We start from the raw sequence: 13,776 nt of genomic DNA, 5'->3' as shown, positions 1-13,776 counted from the left end.
CCACGTCGGGTTCAGCGTCGCGGCGTCCACGTCTGAGCGACACGCCGCACCGCGGCGGTGAGGCCGTCGACGCCGCGTCCCCCCTCATGCGCGGCGGCCAGGCCCGCATTCATGAGGTCACGCCGACCGATGCGCGACTCGGGGGCGATGACGATCGCGGGCAGTCCCCGGCGGGCGGCGAGCGACGCGGCCGCCGGGACGGCTCCGTCATCGAGCGAGCGCGGCTCGAGGCCTGGCACGACCGCCACGACGAGGTCGGCAGTGGCCGCCGCCTCGTCCGCGCCCGTGAGCGTGGCCATCAGCGGCGCGCCCGGCACGATCCGCGCCCCGATGGCGCCCAGCGCATAGGCGAGTCCGCCGGCGGCGCCGGTGCCTGGCAGGTCCGAGAGGCGAGACGAGCCCAGCAGAGACGGAACGCTCGCGATCGCATCGGCGTCCCGCGCGATCGCGGCCCAGCGGTCCTCCTGTGCCTGTGCCGCGAGGCTGATCGCCTCATCCACCTCACGGCCGTCGCGCAGCGCCGCGCTCATGCCGTGGAAGCCCAGGAGCGGGCGCTGGGATGCGACCGCGACCACGACGTCGAGCGACGCGACGCCGGCACGCATCTGAGCGATGCCGCCGAGCCACAGATCGGTGGCGTCGCCTGCCGGGGACGCGTCACCGACCGGCACGATCACGGTCCGCGCCGGCTGGGAGCCGGCATGCTCGGCCGCGAGGCCCAGCAGCGCCGTGGCGAGCGCGTGAGGCTCCCACCGCTTCTCCCCTCCGGTGGGCGCGAGCACTACGGAGCGGCCCGCCCCGATCGCTTCGGCCCCACCCACCTGGACGCGGCGGCCCGCCAGGGAGTCTCCGCTCCGCACTCCCCCGTCGCCGATCGCGAAGCACTGCACTGAGGCGTGGGGGGCGGAAGCGCCCCAGGCCGCCGCGACCGCATCGGCCGTCTGGGGCGCCGGCATCGGGGCGTCCCCGTCGGTCGGCCAGGACTCGGTGAGGACCACGATCTGCATGGCTCCAGTGTGCCGTGGCAGGCGTGAGAGAATGACCGGATGAGCACGACGTTCTCTGAACCGTCCGAGTCGCCGGCGCTGCTCCTGCTCGGAGGCCGGCGCGACCCGTTGTCCGAGCGTGGCGTCGACTGTCCCGGCGACCTTCCCGCGGCATCCGACCCTGGCCTCGTGGACCGCGCACGGCGCGCCAAAGAGACACTGGGCGACCGAGTGTTCATTCTCGGCCACCACTATCAGCGCGACGAGGTCATCCAGTTCGCCGACGTCACTGGCGACTCCTTCAAGCTCGCGCGCGACGCGGCGGCGCGCCCCGAGGCCGAGTTCATCGTGTTCTGCGGCGTGCACTTCATGGCGGAGAGCGCCGACATCCTCACCGGCGATGAGCAGACGGTCGTGCTGCCCGACATGGCGGCGGGATGCTCGATGGCCGACATGGCCAACATCAACCAGGTCGAGGACGCGTGGGATCAGCTGGCCGAGGCCGGCCTCGCCGACCGCACCATTCCCGTGACCTACATGAACTCCACCGCCGCCATCAAGGCGTTCTGCGGCCGCACCAATGGCGTCGTGTGCACGTCCTCCAACGCCGAGGTCGCGATGCGCTGGGCCTTCGACCAGGTGGGTGGCGTCGCGGGCGACGGCAAGGTGATGTTCCTTCCTGACCAGCACCTGGGCCGCAACACCGCGGTTCTCCAGCTGGGTCTCGACCTCGAGGACTGCGTGGTGTACGACCCCCGCAAGCCGCTGGGCGGGAACACTGCGGAGGAGCTGGAGCGCGCTCGCGTGATCCTGTGGAAGGGCCACTGCTCGGTGCACGGCCGGTTCCGCAAGGAGAACGTCGAGGCCGCTCGCGAGCGCGTGCCCGGCATCAACGTGCTGGTGCACCCCGAGTGCACGCACGAGGTCGTGACCCGCGCGGACTACGTCGGCTCGACCGAGTTCATCATCAAGACCCTGGACGCGGCAGAGCCCGGCTCCTCCTGGGTGATCGGCACCGAGCTGAACCTCGTGCGCCGGCTCGCGGACGCGCATCCGGACAAGGACATCCACTTCCTCGAAGACACCGTGTGCTTCTGCTCGACCATGAATCGGATCGACCTCCCCCACCTGGTGTGGGCGCTCGAGTCGCTCGCTGCCGGCGACGTGGTCAATCGCATCGACGTCGACCCGCAGACGCAAGAGGAGGCCAAGGTGGCGCTGGACCGCATGCTCGCCCTGCCCGCCAAGGACTCCGCCAAGGACTGACACCGCCCCACCGGCACCACGACGGTGCCTCGCAACGCAAGGACATGATGAAGAAGAACAGCTCCGAACCCCACGACGCGCCTGAGTCGACCGTGGACCTGCCCGCCGAGTCCACCCCGGTGGGCAAGGGGCGCCCCACGCCCAAGCGCAAGGAGCGCGAGGCCGCCAACCAGCGCGGCGTGCTCGCCGACTCCAAGCAGGACGCGAAGGATCGGCGCGCCAAGGCCCGCGAGCTGCGTGAACGCGAGTACCAGGCGATGAAGGACGGCGACGAGCGCAACATGCCCGCCGAGCACCGCGGGCCCGAGCGGCGGTTCCTGCGGGACTTCGTCGACGCCCGCACGAGCATCGGCGAGTTCCTGCTCCCCATGGCGATCGTGTTCGTCGTGCTGTCGCTGTTCCTGCCGCAGATCGGCATCGCCGGTTTCCTGCTGATCGTCGTGTTCTATCTCATCGTGCTGGCAGCGGCCGTCGAGACCTTCATCACGATCAAGCGCATCAAGAAGCACTTCTCCGCCAAGTTCGGCGAGGGCAAGCTCCCGCGTGGATGGACGTTCTACGTCATCTCTCGCGCGCTCAACCTGCGTCGCTTCCGCGTGCCGCGCCCCAAGGTCGCACGCGGCGAGTTCCCGGTCTGACCGACTGGTAAGCAGATCCCCTCCGGCCGTTCTAGGGTGGAGGCATGATCAATTATCGATACCTCGGCAACTCCGGCCTCAAGATCACGGAGCTCACCTTCGGCAACTGGCTCACGCACGCGTCGCAGGTGGAGAACGAGCAGGCCGCGGCCTGCGTCAAGGCGGCCCTCGACGTGGGCATCACCTCGTTCGACACCGCAGATGTGTACGCGAACACCGCCGCTGAGACGGTCCTGGGCGACATCCTGAAGGGTGAGCGTCGCGAGAGCCTCGAGATCTTCACCAAGGTGTACTGGCCGACCGGCCCCGGCGGCGCGAACGACACCGGCCTGTCGCGCAAGCACATCATGGAGTCGATCAATGGCTCGCTCCAGCGCCTGCAGACGGACTACGTCGACGTGTACCAGGCTCACCGCTACGACTACGAGACCCCCCTCGAAGAGACCATGACCGCCTTCGGCGACGTGGTCCGCCAGGGCAAGGCGCACTACATCGGAGTCTCCGAGTGGACCGCGGGCCAGATCCGTGAGGGCGTGCGCCTCGCGAAGGAGCTGAACTTCCAGCTCATCTCCAGCCAGCCCCAGTACTCGATGCTGTGGCGCGTCATCGAGGACGAGGTGGTTCCCGCCTCGAAGGAGTCCGGCGTCTCTCAGATCGTGTGGTCCCCCGTGGCCCAGGGCGTGCTGACCGGCAAGTACAAGCCGGGCCAGGCCCCGCCCGAGGGTTCGCGTGCGACGGACGAGAAGGGCGGCGCGAACATGATCAAGCGGTTCATGAACGACGACGTCCTCGGCCGGGTTCAGAAGCTGCAGCCCGTCGCCGACGAGCTGGGTCTCACCATGGCTCAGCTCGCGATCGCGTGGGTGCTGCAGAACGACAACGTCGCCGCGGCCATCATCGGGGCCTCGCGCCCCGAGCAGGTCACTGAGAACGCCAAGGCCTCCGGCGTCGAGATTCCTGCCGAGCTGATGACCCGCATCGACGAGGCGCTGGGCGACATCGTCGAGCGCGACGCGAACAAGACGGTCGAGACCAACCCTCAGGGACGAGTCGTCTGAGCCACCTGTCTCGCACGACACTGCGGCCCCGAGACCTTCACAGGTCCCGGGGCCGCGGTGCGTCAAAGGAGAAGACGATGTGCGCGTTGCGGACGCACATACCGGTGGAACGGCCGATGCGCGCGCGGGGTTCCAGGTCACGTCGACGGGAGAGCCCGTAGCGTAGGTGACATGGGCCTGTCATGGAGCGACGTCATCGATGGGGTGCGCTCCTTGGACGTCCCGCGGGAGGACATCGTCCTCGCGGGCAGTGGGCCGCTGCTCGCCCACGGCGTCATCGCCGAGGTCGGAGACGTCGACATCGTGGCCCGTGGTGAGGCCTGGGACCGAGTCGCGGCCCGGGGGGACATGCGCGCTGGGGAGCTTGGCGATCACTATGTGGACCTCGCGGGGGGCGTTCAGGTGTTCTCCGGCTGGCGGGGCGAACCGGCCGATGCGGTCATCGCTCGCAGCGCGGCCGTGGACGGAGTGCTGGTGGCCTCTCTCGCCGACGTGGTCGCATACAAGCGGCGCCTCGGGCGACCCAAGGACCTGGAGCACCTCGCCGCGCTGAAGCGTTGGGCTGACGTGATGACCGACCCCGTCGCGACCGCCCGCCGCGCCCCCGAGGTGTTGGCGGATCGCGTCGAGGCAGGAGAGCGACTCGCTCCGGTGCTCGCGGCCCTCGGCCCGGCGCGGCCCACGGTGCTCGCCCTCCCGCGCGGAGGCGTGCCGGTGGCCGCCCCGATCGCACGCGCGCTCTCCAGCTCACTCGACGTGCTCGTGGTGCGCAAGCTCGGACTGCCGGCGAACCCCGAGTATGCGTTCGGGGCGATCGGAGAGGGCGGCGAGCCTCTCATCGACGAGCGGATCGTGGCCGCAGCCGACCTGCTGGAGTCGGAGGTCGACGCGGTGGTGGCCGCCGAGCATCGCGAACTGGCCCGCCGCGTCGCCCTCTACCGAGCGGGTCGCCCGGCACTCACCCTCACGGGACGCACCGCGATCATCGTGGACGACGGCTCCGCGACCGGGTCGACCGCTCAGGCAGCGATCGCCGTCGCTCGGACCATGGGAGCGGCGCGCGTGATCGTGGCGGTCGGCACGGCCCCGCCCGATGTGCTCGCGATGCTCGGGCGTCACGCCGACCGGGCCATCGCCGCGATGACTCCCGAGCCGTTCACGTCCGTCGGTCAGTGGTACCGCGACTTCTCCCCCACGTCCGACGACGAGGTCCTCGCGATCCTTCGCACCTCCGACTGAGCTCCAGACGGCGAGACGGCCGGCTCAGTGGGACAACGCGGCGTTGAGTCGTGCCACCCAGCGCGGACCTTGATACACGAAGCCGGTGTAGGTCTGAAGGAGCGTGGCGCCCGCGTCGAGCAGAGCGCGGGCATCTGCCTCCGACTCGATCCCGCCGACGCCGACGATGGTCAGCCGGTCCCCAGCGCGTTCCGTGAGGCGCGCGACGACCTCGACCGCTCGCGCCCGCACCGGAGGTCCGGAGAGCCCCCCTGGGCCGCGATCGTGCGCGATCGTCGTGTTGGTCGCGATGACGCCGTCCAGACCCGTCTCGATGGCGAGGTCAGCGACGGCATCGACGTCCTCATTCGCCAGGTCGGGCGCGATCTTGACCAGCAAGGGCACATGTCGACCGGCGGCGTCGTCAGCGGCCGCGCGCACCTGCGCGAGGATCGGCCGCAGCGCCTCGGTGCTCTGCAGGTCACGAAGCCCCGGGGTGTTGGGCGAACTGACATTGACGACCAGGTAGTCCGCGTACGGAGACAGCACGCGCGCCGAGTACGCGTAGTCGGCCGGCGCATCCTCGGGTGCGGTGACCTTGGTCTTCCCGATGTTGACGCCGAGCACGACCGCCTGCCCCGCCCGCGTGGACCTGAGGTGTGCGAGCCGGCGCGCCACCGCATCGGCGCCCTCGTTGTTGAAGCCCATGCGATTGCGCAGCCCCCGCACGTCGCGCTCCCGCCAGGAACGCGGCCGTTCGTTGCCCGGCTGCGCCTGAGCGGTGACGGTGCCGATCTCGACGAACGCGAAACCGGCGGCGGCAAGCCCTGTCACCGCTTCGGCGTTCTTATCCATGCCTGCGGCCAGCCCGACGCGCCCCGGGATGTCGATCCCCATGGCCTTCACGTGCGCCGAGGGCCGTGGGGAGAGGCGCAGCGCGCGCGCCGCTCGGAAGGCCCATCCGCCGTAGCGGAACGCCGCGACGCCGAGTCGGTGGGCGTTCTCCGCGTCGACGCGCGCGAGGACGTGGTCGTAGAACAGGCGGTACACGGCACCAACGTAGCGCGGATAGGGTCGACTCATGACTTCTCTCAACGCCACGAGCGACTCTGTCAGCACCATCGACGCCGACGCCCTGATCCTGGGCTATGACGGCGATGTGACCGCCCACCCGCAGCTTCCGGACGAGGTCCGCGCCACCATCGCCACCGCCGCAGCGATGCTCGAGCCCTCGGCGAAGGTCGGCACGACCGTGGTGCTGCCAGGCACCGATGTGAACGCCAAGCGCGTCGTCGTCGTCGGCATCGGCGACGGCTCTGAAGGCGACCTGCGCATCGCCGCGGGCGCGGCCTCCCGTGCGTGCGGCAAGCGCCCCGCATCCGTGGTCGTCGCGCTTCCCGTCGCCGACGACGCGGCCGCCTCCGCGGTCGCCGAGGGCGCCCTCATGGGCGCGTACACGTTCCATGACTACAAGTCCGACGATGCTCTCGCCAGCTATGAAGGGGCGGACTGGCACATCGCCGGCGCCTCGGACGCGGCCCTCAAGCGCGCGTCGATCCTCGCCGCCGCGGTCACCGGCACGCGGGACCTCATCAACACCCCGCCGCTCGACATGTTCCCGGCCTCCGTCGCCGAGGCCGCTCAGGGATACGCGCAGCAGTTCCCGGTCGACGTCGAGGTGTGGGACGTGGAACGGCTCGCGCAGGAGGGCTTCGGCGGCATCCTCGGCGTCGGCATGGGCTCGTCCCGCCTGCCGCGCCTGGTGCGCATCGAATGGAACCCCGCCGACGCGAAGAGCTCCGTCGCGCTGGTGGGCAAGGGCATCACGTTCGACACCGGAGGCATCTCGCTCAAGCCGCCGAAGGGCATGGAGACCATGAAGTCGGACATGTCGGGCGCCGCCGCGGTGCTTCACATCGTCCTCGCAGCCGCGCGCGCCGAGCTGCCGGTCAAGGTCACCGGCTGGCTGTGCCTCGCGGAGAACATGCCGTCGGCCACGGCTCAGCGGCCGTCGGACGTGATCCGCATCTACGGCGGCAAGACCGTCGAGGTCATGAACACCGACGCCGAAGGGCGCCTGGTGATGGCCGACGGCCTCGTGCGGGCCATCGAGGAGAACCCGGACGTGGTTCTCGACATCGCGACGCTCACCGGTGCCCAGGGCGTCGCGCTCGGCTCACGGACGTCCGGCGTCATGGGCGACGACGAGGTGCGGGCGGCCGTGGTGGCTGCGGCCGACTCGGTGGACGAGGCCTTCTGGCCCATGCCCCTTCCCGAGTACCTGCGCGAGTCGCTCGACTCGAAGGTCGCGGACCTCAGGAACATCGGCGACCCGATGGGCGGCATGCTCTCCGCTGGCGTCTTCCTCAAGGAGTTCGTGGGCGACACCCCGTGGGCTCACCTCGACATCGCACGTCCCGCGTTCAACGAGGGGTCCCCGTGGGGATTCACGACGTCGGGCGCGACCGGCGCCTCGGTGCGGACCATGTTCCGCTTCCTGGAGACGCGCGCAGGACTCTAGTCAGACGCCTTGCGTCACGCATGAGGACGGCGGTCGGGCTCTGCTCGGCCGCCGTTCTTCGTGTGGAGAGTCAGCCGCGACTCTTGCGCTGGCGTTCGTTCCACTCCCGCATCCGCGAAGGGTAGCCGGAGAGGTTCACGTCGAAGGCGGGGACGCCGAGCTGCTTGGCGACCTTGCGCGCCGTGTCGATGTCGGGGACGCGTCGCCGCGTCCACTGGCCGGAGTCGGCCACCACCACCATCGTCGTCTGAGTGACCCGGGTGGGAGGTTCGATGAACGCCTCGCAGCCCTGATGCTCGGCCACGAAGGCCTTGAGGTGCGCGACCGTCTCTGCTCGCGCGTCCTTCGATGCCGCGCTCCCGGCGGCGACGTCTGCTCGCTTTGACCCGAACATGCGTGACAAGAAGCTCATGAGCCCAGGGTAGTCATGGGTTGCGGTTCGCGCCGACGCCGACTGGTGGCAAGATGGGTATGACCGACTTTCCCACAAGGAGAACTCATCGTGCCCGAGTCCACCCCACGCTCGTTCGACCTGCTCATCCTTGGCGGAGGCTCCGGTGGCTATGCCGCCGCGTTCCGCGCCTCCCAGCTCGGCCTCACGGTCGGATTGGTCGAGGAATCGAAGGTCGGGGGCACCTGCCTCCACAACGGCTGCGTCCCCACCAAGGCGCTGCTGCACGCGGCCGAGGTCGCGGACAACGCCCGCGACGGCGCGAAGTACGGCGTGAACGCCACCCTCGACTCGATCGACATGGCCGTGGTGAACGAGTACAAGCAGGGCGTCGTCGACAGGCTCTACAAGGGACTCCAGGGCCTCGTGAAGGCTCGCAAAGTCGAACTCATCGAGGGTCACGGCACGCTCGTAGGCCCCGACGCGATCGAGGTGCGCGGCGAGCGCTACACCGCCAAGAACATCGTGCTCGCCACTGGCTCGTACGCCCGCTCCTTGCCAGGCCTCGAGATCACGGGTCGCGTCATGACCTCGGATCAGGCGTTGCAGATGGACACCGTTCCCGAGTCCGCGATCGTGCTGGGCGGCGGCGTGATCGGCGTGGAGTTCGCCTCCGTGTGGAAGTCCTTCGGCGCGGACGTCACCATCGTCGAGGCTCTCCCCCACCTCGTGCCCAACGAGGACGAGGTGCTGTCGAAGGGCCTTGAGCGCGCCTTCAGGCGCCGCAAGATCGACTACAAGCTGGGCGTCAAGTTCCAGGGCGTCGAGCAGACCGACTCGGGCGTGAAGGTCTCGCTCGAGGACGGCACCGTCCTCGAGGCTGACGTCCTCCTGGTGTCCGTGGGCCGTGGCCCTCGCACCTCCGGCCTCGGCTACGAGGAGCAGGGCGTGCGCATGGACCGCGGGTTCGTGCTCACCGACGAGAAGCTGCACACCGGCGTCGCGAACATCTACGCCGTGGGCGACATCGTTCCCGGGCTGCAGCTCGCGCACCGCGGCTTCCAGCAGGGCATCTTCGTCGCAGAGACGATCGCGGGGCTCAGCCCTCAGCCGATCGTCGAGGCGAACATCCCGCGCGTGACGTACTGCGAGCCCGAGGTCGCGTCCGTCGGCATCACCGAGTCGAAGGCTCGCGAGATCCACGGCGACGATGCGGTCGAGGCTCTCGAGTACAACCTGGGTGGCAACGGCAAGAGCCAGATCCTCGGCACCCAGGGCTTCATCAAGCTGGTCCGGGTCATGAACGGCCCGGTCGTCGGAGTCCACATGCTGGGCTCACGCGTGGGCGAGCAGATCGGCGAGGCCCAGCTCATCGTGAGCTGGGAGGCGCACCCCGAAGACGTGGCACCTCTCATCCACGCGCACCCGACGCAGAATGAGGCGATGGGCGAAGCGCACTTGGCCCTGGCCGGCAAGCCCCTCCACGCCCACGACTGATTACGGAGACAATCTTCATCATGAGCAACGACGTCACTCTTCCGGCCCTGGGCGAATCCGTCACTGAGGGCACCGTCACACGCTGGCTCAAGTCCGTCGGCGACTCCGTCGAGGTCGACGAGCCCCTGCTCGAGGTCTCCACCGACAAGGTCGACACCGAGATCCCCTCGCCCTTCGCGGGCACCCTGAACGAGATCCTCGTCGACGAGGACGACACCGTCGAGGTCGGCGCCGTCCTGGCCCGCATCGGCGAAGCAGGCGCAGCCCCGGCCGAGCCCTCCGCCCCCGCAGAGCAGTCGGCACCCGCAGAGCAGTCCGCTCCGGCAGCCGAGTCGGCCCCCGCGGAGCAGTCGGCACCTGCAGCGCAGTCCACTCCTGCCGAGGCCTCCGCACCCGCCGCAGAATCCGCACCGGCACCGGAGTCCGCTCCCGCGGCCGAACCCGCTCAGCAGGAGAAGCCGTCCGGCTCGTCCGGCGGCCAGGAGGTCACTCTTCCGGCCCTGGGCGAATCCGTTACTGAGGGCACCGTCACACGCTGGCTCAAGTCCGTCGGCGACTCCGTCGAGGTCGACGAGCCCCTGCTCGAGGTCTCCACCGACAAGGTCGACACCGAGATCCCCTCGCCCTTCGCTGGCACCCTGAACGAGATCCTCGTCGACGAGGACGACACCGTCGAGGTCGGCGCCGTCCTGGCCCGCATCGGCGAAGCAGGCGCAGCCCCGGCCGAGCCCTCCGCCCCCGCGGAGCAGTCGGCACCTGCAGCGCAGTCCGCTCCTGCCGAGGCCTCCGCACCCGCCGCAGAATCCGCACCGGCACCGGAGTCCGCTCCCGCCGCTGAGTCGGCGCCCGCGGAGCAGTCCACCGCTTCCGAGCCCGCTCAGGCAGAGCCGGCCTCGAGCCCCGCTGCCGAGGCGGCCGCACCCGCTGAGCAGGAGAAGGCACCGGCGGCGCAGTCCGCTCCGGCTGCCGCATCGGCGCCCGCCGATTCCTCGGGTTCTGGCTACGTCACGCCGATCGTCCGCAAGCTTGCCAAGGAGCGCGGAGTGGACCTCTCTCAGGTCTCCGGCACCGGCGTGGGCGGCCGCATCCGCAAGGAAGACATCATCAGCGCCGCGGAGGCGGCCAAGGCAGCCACGCCCACGCAGTCGGCGGCGCCTGCCGCCGCATCTGCCCCCGCGCAGCCGTCGGCTCCCGTCGAGTCCGAGCTCCGTGGCCAGACCATCAAGATGAGCCGCATCCGCAAGGTCACCGCCGACAAGATGATGGAGTCGCTGCACGGCATGGCGCAGCTCACCTCGGTCATTGAGGTCGACTGCTCGAAGATCTGGGCCCTGCGCGCGACGTCCAAGGACGCCTTCTACGACAAGCACGGCGTCAAGCTGTCGTTCCTGCCCTTCTTCACCAAGGCAGTATCGGAGGCGCTCGCCGAGCACGCGAACATGAACGCCTCGGTCAGCGAGGACGGCAAGTCGATCGTCTACCACCCGGCGGTCAACCTGTCGATCGCGGTGGACACCGAGAAGGGCCTCATGCTGCCCACGATGCGGGAAGCGGACGCCAAGTCTCTCCCCGAGCAGGCGCAGGCGATCGCCGACCTCGCGGAGCGCGCGCGCTCCGGCGGCCTCAAGGCCGACGAGATCTCCGGCGGCACGTTCTCCGTGACCAACACCGGTTCGGTCGGCACGCTCTTCGACACCCCCGTGGTTCCGGCGCCGCAGGCCGGCATCCTGGCCACGTGTGCGATCGTGAAGCGCGCCGCTGTGGTCAAGGGCCCCGACGGAGAAGACGTCATCTCGATCCGCCCCATGTGCTACCTGCCTCTGAGCTACGACCACCGACTGGTGGACGGTGCGGATGCGGCTCGGTTCCTGCAGAGCGTGAAGAAGCGCATCGAGGCCGGCGCGTTCGAGGCTGACCTCGGGCTCTAGGCCCCCTCATGAAGGTCGTCATCGCGGGATCGTCCGGCCTGATCGGGACGGCGCTCAAGGATTCGCTTCGCGGTGACGACCACACCGTGGTGTCGCTGGTGCGCCGTGAGGCTCGCAGGCCCCATGAGTCGTCGTGGGACCCCGCCTCCGGCGTCGTCGATCGTGAGGTGCTCGCGTCCGCCGATGTGGTCGTGAACCTCGCGGGCGCGTCGATCGGCGCCAAGCGACTCACCGATTCTCACGCGAAGCTCGTGCTTCAGTCTCGCCTGGACTCCACCGGCACGATCGTCCGCGCACTCGTCGACGCGGGTTTCGCTGGGCTGCTCCTGCAGGGCTCCGCGATGGGGTACTACGGGGACCGTGGCGAGGACCATCTGACGGAGCGTTCCGGACCGGGAGACACCCTGCTGGCGTCCATCGTGCGTCAGTGGGAGGCCGCCGCGCAGCCAGCCGTCGACGCAGGAATCCGGACTGTGTTCGCGCGCACCGGCCTCGTGCTCGCTCCGCACGGAGGGTTCGCGGAGCGGCTGATGCCGCTTGTCACCCGTGGTCTGCTGCGCTCTCTCGGCAAGGGCACGGCGTGGCACTCGTGGATCTCCCTCGAGGACCACATCAGGGCGCTGCGGTTCCTCATCGAGTCCGATCACCACGGCCCCGCCAACGTGATCGCACCGATCGCGGTGCGCGACCGTGAGCTCATCCGTGCGATGTCGGAGGCTGCGGGGCGTTCGCCTGGGCTGCCCGTGCCCGGCTGGGCGCTCCGGATCGCCATCGGCCGTGCGATCGAGGATCTGCTGTCCAGCCAGCTCGCCTCCCCTGGCGTGCTGAAGAGGCTCGACTTCTCCTGGCGGCACCCCGAGATCACGGGCGCGGCGCAGTGGGTCATGGCAGAGGCCGGGCACGCACCACCGACCAGCGCCCGTCCCACCTGAGGTCGAGTTCGACGCTCTGCGCGTATGCCGGCACCTCCGCAGTGCCCTCGGGCGTCGTGATCCTGTGCGCCGTGACCTCGTAGCGCACGGTCGCTGTCGCGGCGTCTCCGGTGTGCTCCGCGACCTGCACTTCGCGCACGTCGACGGCGAGTCCGGCGTAGCGCGTGCGGCCGGAGTCGAGAGCGCTCGCCAGCGCCTCCGTCTCCTCCAACAGTGGTCCGTCGGCGACCGTCGCCCGCAGCGCGTCTCCATCCCCAGCCGCGAGGGCGTCGATGCGCCGGGTGGTCAGCTCGTGAGCAGCCTGACCTGGGGCGCCGCGCGGCACGGCGCCTGCAGGCTCTGAGGACAGCGGGCCCGGTGCGCCGCCAGCGGCCGATGCGACCACTCCTGGCTCCTGCGGCGGGACGAGCGGCGATTCCGGGGCGGACTCGGCCGCAGCGGGCGTCGTGACCGAGGACATCGTGGCATCCACGACCCTCGGCGCCGCAACGATCCCCGCCACCGCTGCCGCAGCGACGGCGAGCCCAGCGCTGGTCCTGAGTGCCACACGGCGCATGCGCCACGCGCGTCCTGCCGCGATGCGCTCGGTGCCCTCGCTCGCCCTCGCACGGACGGCGCCCACCACCTCTGTCCGGGAGGGGACGGCGACGGGGCGCGGCGGGGCGCACGATGCGAGGGCCCGGGCCGCCACCGCCACGGGAGGTCGGGCGTCGGGGTCGTGCGCGATGAGGGGTGCGGTCCAGGCCTCCACTGCCACACTGTCGTGCGCTGCCACACACCACCGCAAGAGCGCCCCGAGCGAGTACGCATCGGCCGCGAGCGACGATCCCGAACGGCGCTCCGGGGCGCGGAACCCCACAGTGCCCCGCTCATCGTCGAGACACCCGCCGACGGTGTCGACGATGACGACCTCGCCGCCGGCGATCACAATGTTGGCGGGTGCGACGTCACCGTGGGCGATCCCGCGCGCGTGGAGCGCGTCGAGCGCCGCCGCGACCCGGACTCCCAGCCACACGCACTCCCCCGCGGTCAGGGGTCCGCGCCTGGTCTCGAGCTCGGCGAGATCGACGCCGTCGATCCATGGCAGCGTCACGACCACCTGGTCGCCTTCCGCGACGCCGACCCCGATCGGGACCAGCACCCCGGGATGATCGACCGCTCTCAACGCTCGCACGCGCTCGGAGACACGCGCCAGCACCTCTGGCCCCGTACCGACGGAGCGCGTCAGTACTCGGGCATCGGCACCTCGGTCACTGGGCATGCCTCCACTGTGACGCCCCGCCCACGGGCGCGGGAGTTATCCACAGCGTCAGTTCGGGATGCGCCGCGAGCCCCGGAACC

12 protein-coding genes are annotated in these 13,776 nt (G+C 70.2%); 8 read left to right on the top strand and 4 right to left on the bottom strand.

Going from position 1 to position 13,776, the window contains the following annotated elements:
- Window positions 1-11 precede the first annotated feature (11 nt).
- A complete protein-coding gene (locus QQX02_RS11495) occupies window positions 12-1,007 on the bottom strand; it encodes a glycerate kinase (protein ID WP_301143226.1) in 996 nt (331 codons plus the stop codon).
- A 39-nt stretch (window positions 1,008-1,046) separates the two neighbouring features.
- On the opposite strand from QQX02_RS11495, the gene nadA reads away from it, so the two are divergent.
- The 4 genes from nadA (at window position 1,047) to QQX02_RS11475 (ending at window position 5,187) form a co-directional block, all read left to right on the top strand.
- Window positions 1,047-2,252: a quinolinate synthase NadA gene (nadA, locus tag QQX02_RS11490; protein WP_301143225.1), complete on the top strand. Its 1,206-nt coding sequence runs from the start codon at window positions 1,047-1,049 to the stop codon at window positions 2,250-2,252.
- A gap of 47 nt (window positions 2,253-2,299) precedes the next feature.
- A complete protein-coding gene (locus QQX02_RS11485) occupies window positions 2,300-2,890 on the top strand; it encodes a DUF3043 domain-containing protein (RefSeq protein WP_301143224.1) in 591 nt (196 codons plus the stop codon).
- Between the two features lie 44 nt (window positions 2,891-2,934).
- Window positions 2,935-3,948, top strand: coding sequence for an aldo/keto reductase family protein (locus tag QQX02_RS11480; protein WP_301143223.1), 1,014 nt, complete (start codon window positions 2,935-2,937; stop codon window positions 3,946-3,948).
- Between the two features lie 171 nt (window positions 3,949-4,119).
- On the top strand, window positions 4,120-5,187 hold the full coding sequence (locus tag QQX02_RS11475; protein WP_301143222.1) for a phosphoribosyltransferase: 1,068 nt from the start codon (window positions 4,120-4,122) through the stop codon (window positions 5,185-5,187).
- A 24-nt stretch (window positions 5,188-5,211) separates the two neighbouring features.
- Here QQX02_RS11475 and QQX02_RS11470 read toward each other — a convergent pair whose 3' ends face one another.
- A complete protein-coding gene (locus QQX02_RS11470) occupies window positions 5,212-6,249 on the bottom strand; it encodes a quinone-dependent dihydroorotate dehydrogenase (RefSeq protein ID WP_301143221.1) in 1,038 nt (345 codons plus the stop codon).
- Here QQX02_RS11470 and QQX02_RS11465 point away from each other — a divergent pair.
- Window positions 6,248-7,687: a leucyl aminopeptidase gene (locus QQX02_RS11465; RefSeq protein WP_301143220.1), complete on the top strand. Its 1,440-nt coding sequence runs from the start codon at window positions 6,248-6,250 to the stop codon at window positions 7,685-7,687. The two genes, QQX02_RS11470 and QQX02_RS11465, sit on opposite strands and share 2 nt — an antisense overlap.
- 70 nt (window positions 7,688-7,757) lie before the next feature.
- Here QQX02_RS11465 and QQX02_RS11460 read toward each other — a convergent pair whose 3' ends face one another.
- Window positions 7,758-8,099 (bottom strand): oxidoreductase, encoded by a 342-nt coding sequence (locus QQX02_RS11460; protein WP_301143219.1) that lies wholly within the window; start codon window positions 8,097-8,099, stop codon window positions 7,758-7,760.
- A gap of 90 nt (window positions 8,100-8,189) precedes the next feature.
- Between QQX02_RS11460 and lpdA the strand changes: the two genes are divergently transcribed.
- From lpdA to QQX02_RS11445, 3 genes are read left to right on the top strand one after another with little or no spacing between them, the layout of a single operon-like run.
- Window positions 8,190-9,575, top strand: a complete 1,386-nt coding sequence (gene lpdA / locus QQX02_RS11455; protein WP_436968512.1) for a dihydrolipoyl dehydrogenase — start codon at window positions 8,190-8,192, stop codon at window positions 9,573-9,575.
- Window positions 9,576-9,595: 20 nt separating this feature from the next.
- Window positions 9,596-11,503, top strand: coding sequence for a 2-oxoglutarate dehydrogenase, E2 component, dihydrolipoamide succinyltransferase (sucB, locus tag QQX02_RS11450; protein ID WP_301143218.1), 1,908 nt, complete (start codon window positions 9,596-9,598; stop codon window positions 11,501-11,503).
- 8 nt (window positions 11,504-11,511) lie between these two features.
- Window positions 11,512-12,435, top strand: coding sequence for a TIGR01777 family oxidoreductase (locus tag QQX02_RS11445; protein WP_301143217.1), 924 nt, complete (start codon window positions 11,512-11,514; stop codon window positions 12,433-12,435).
- Here the strand turns inward: QQX02_RS11445 and QQX02_RS11440 are convergent.
- Window positions 12,386-13,696 carry a protein kinase domain-containing protein gene (locus QQX02_RS11440; protein WP_301143215.1) on the bottom strand — a complete coding sequence of 437 codons (1,311 nt, stop codon included), beginning with the start codon at window positions 13,694-13,696 and terminating at the stop codon, window positions 12,386-12,388. The two genes, QQX02_RS11445 and QQX02_RS11440, sit on opposite strands and share 50 nt — an antisense overlap.
- Window positions 13,697-13,776: the final 80 nt, after the last annotated feature.

The organism is Demequina muriae, assembly GCF_030418295.1.
Lineage (GTDB): Bacteria > Actinomycetota > Actinomycetes > Actinomycetales > Demequinaceae > Demequina > Demequina muriae.
This window is presented reverse-complemented; position numbering and strand designations above follow the sequence as displayed.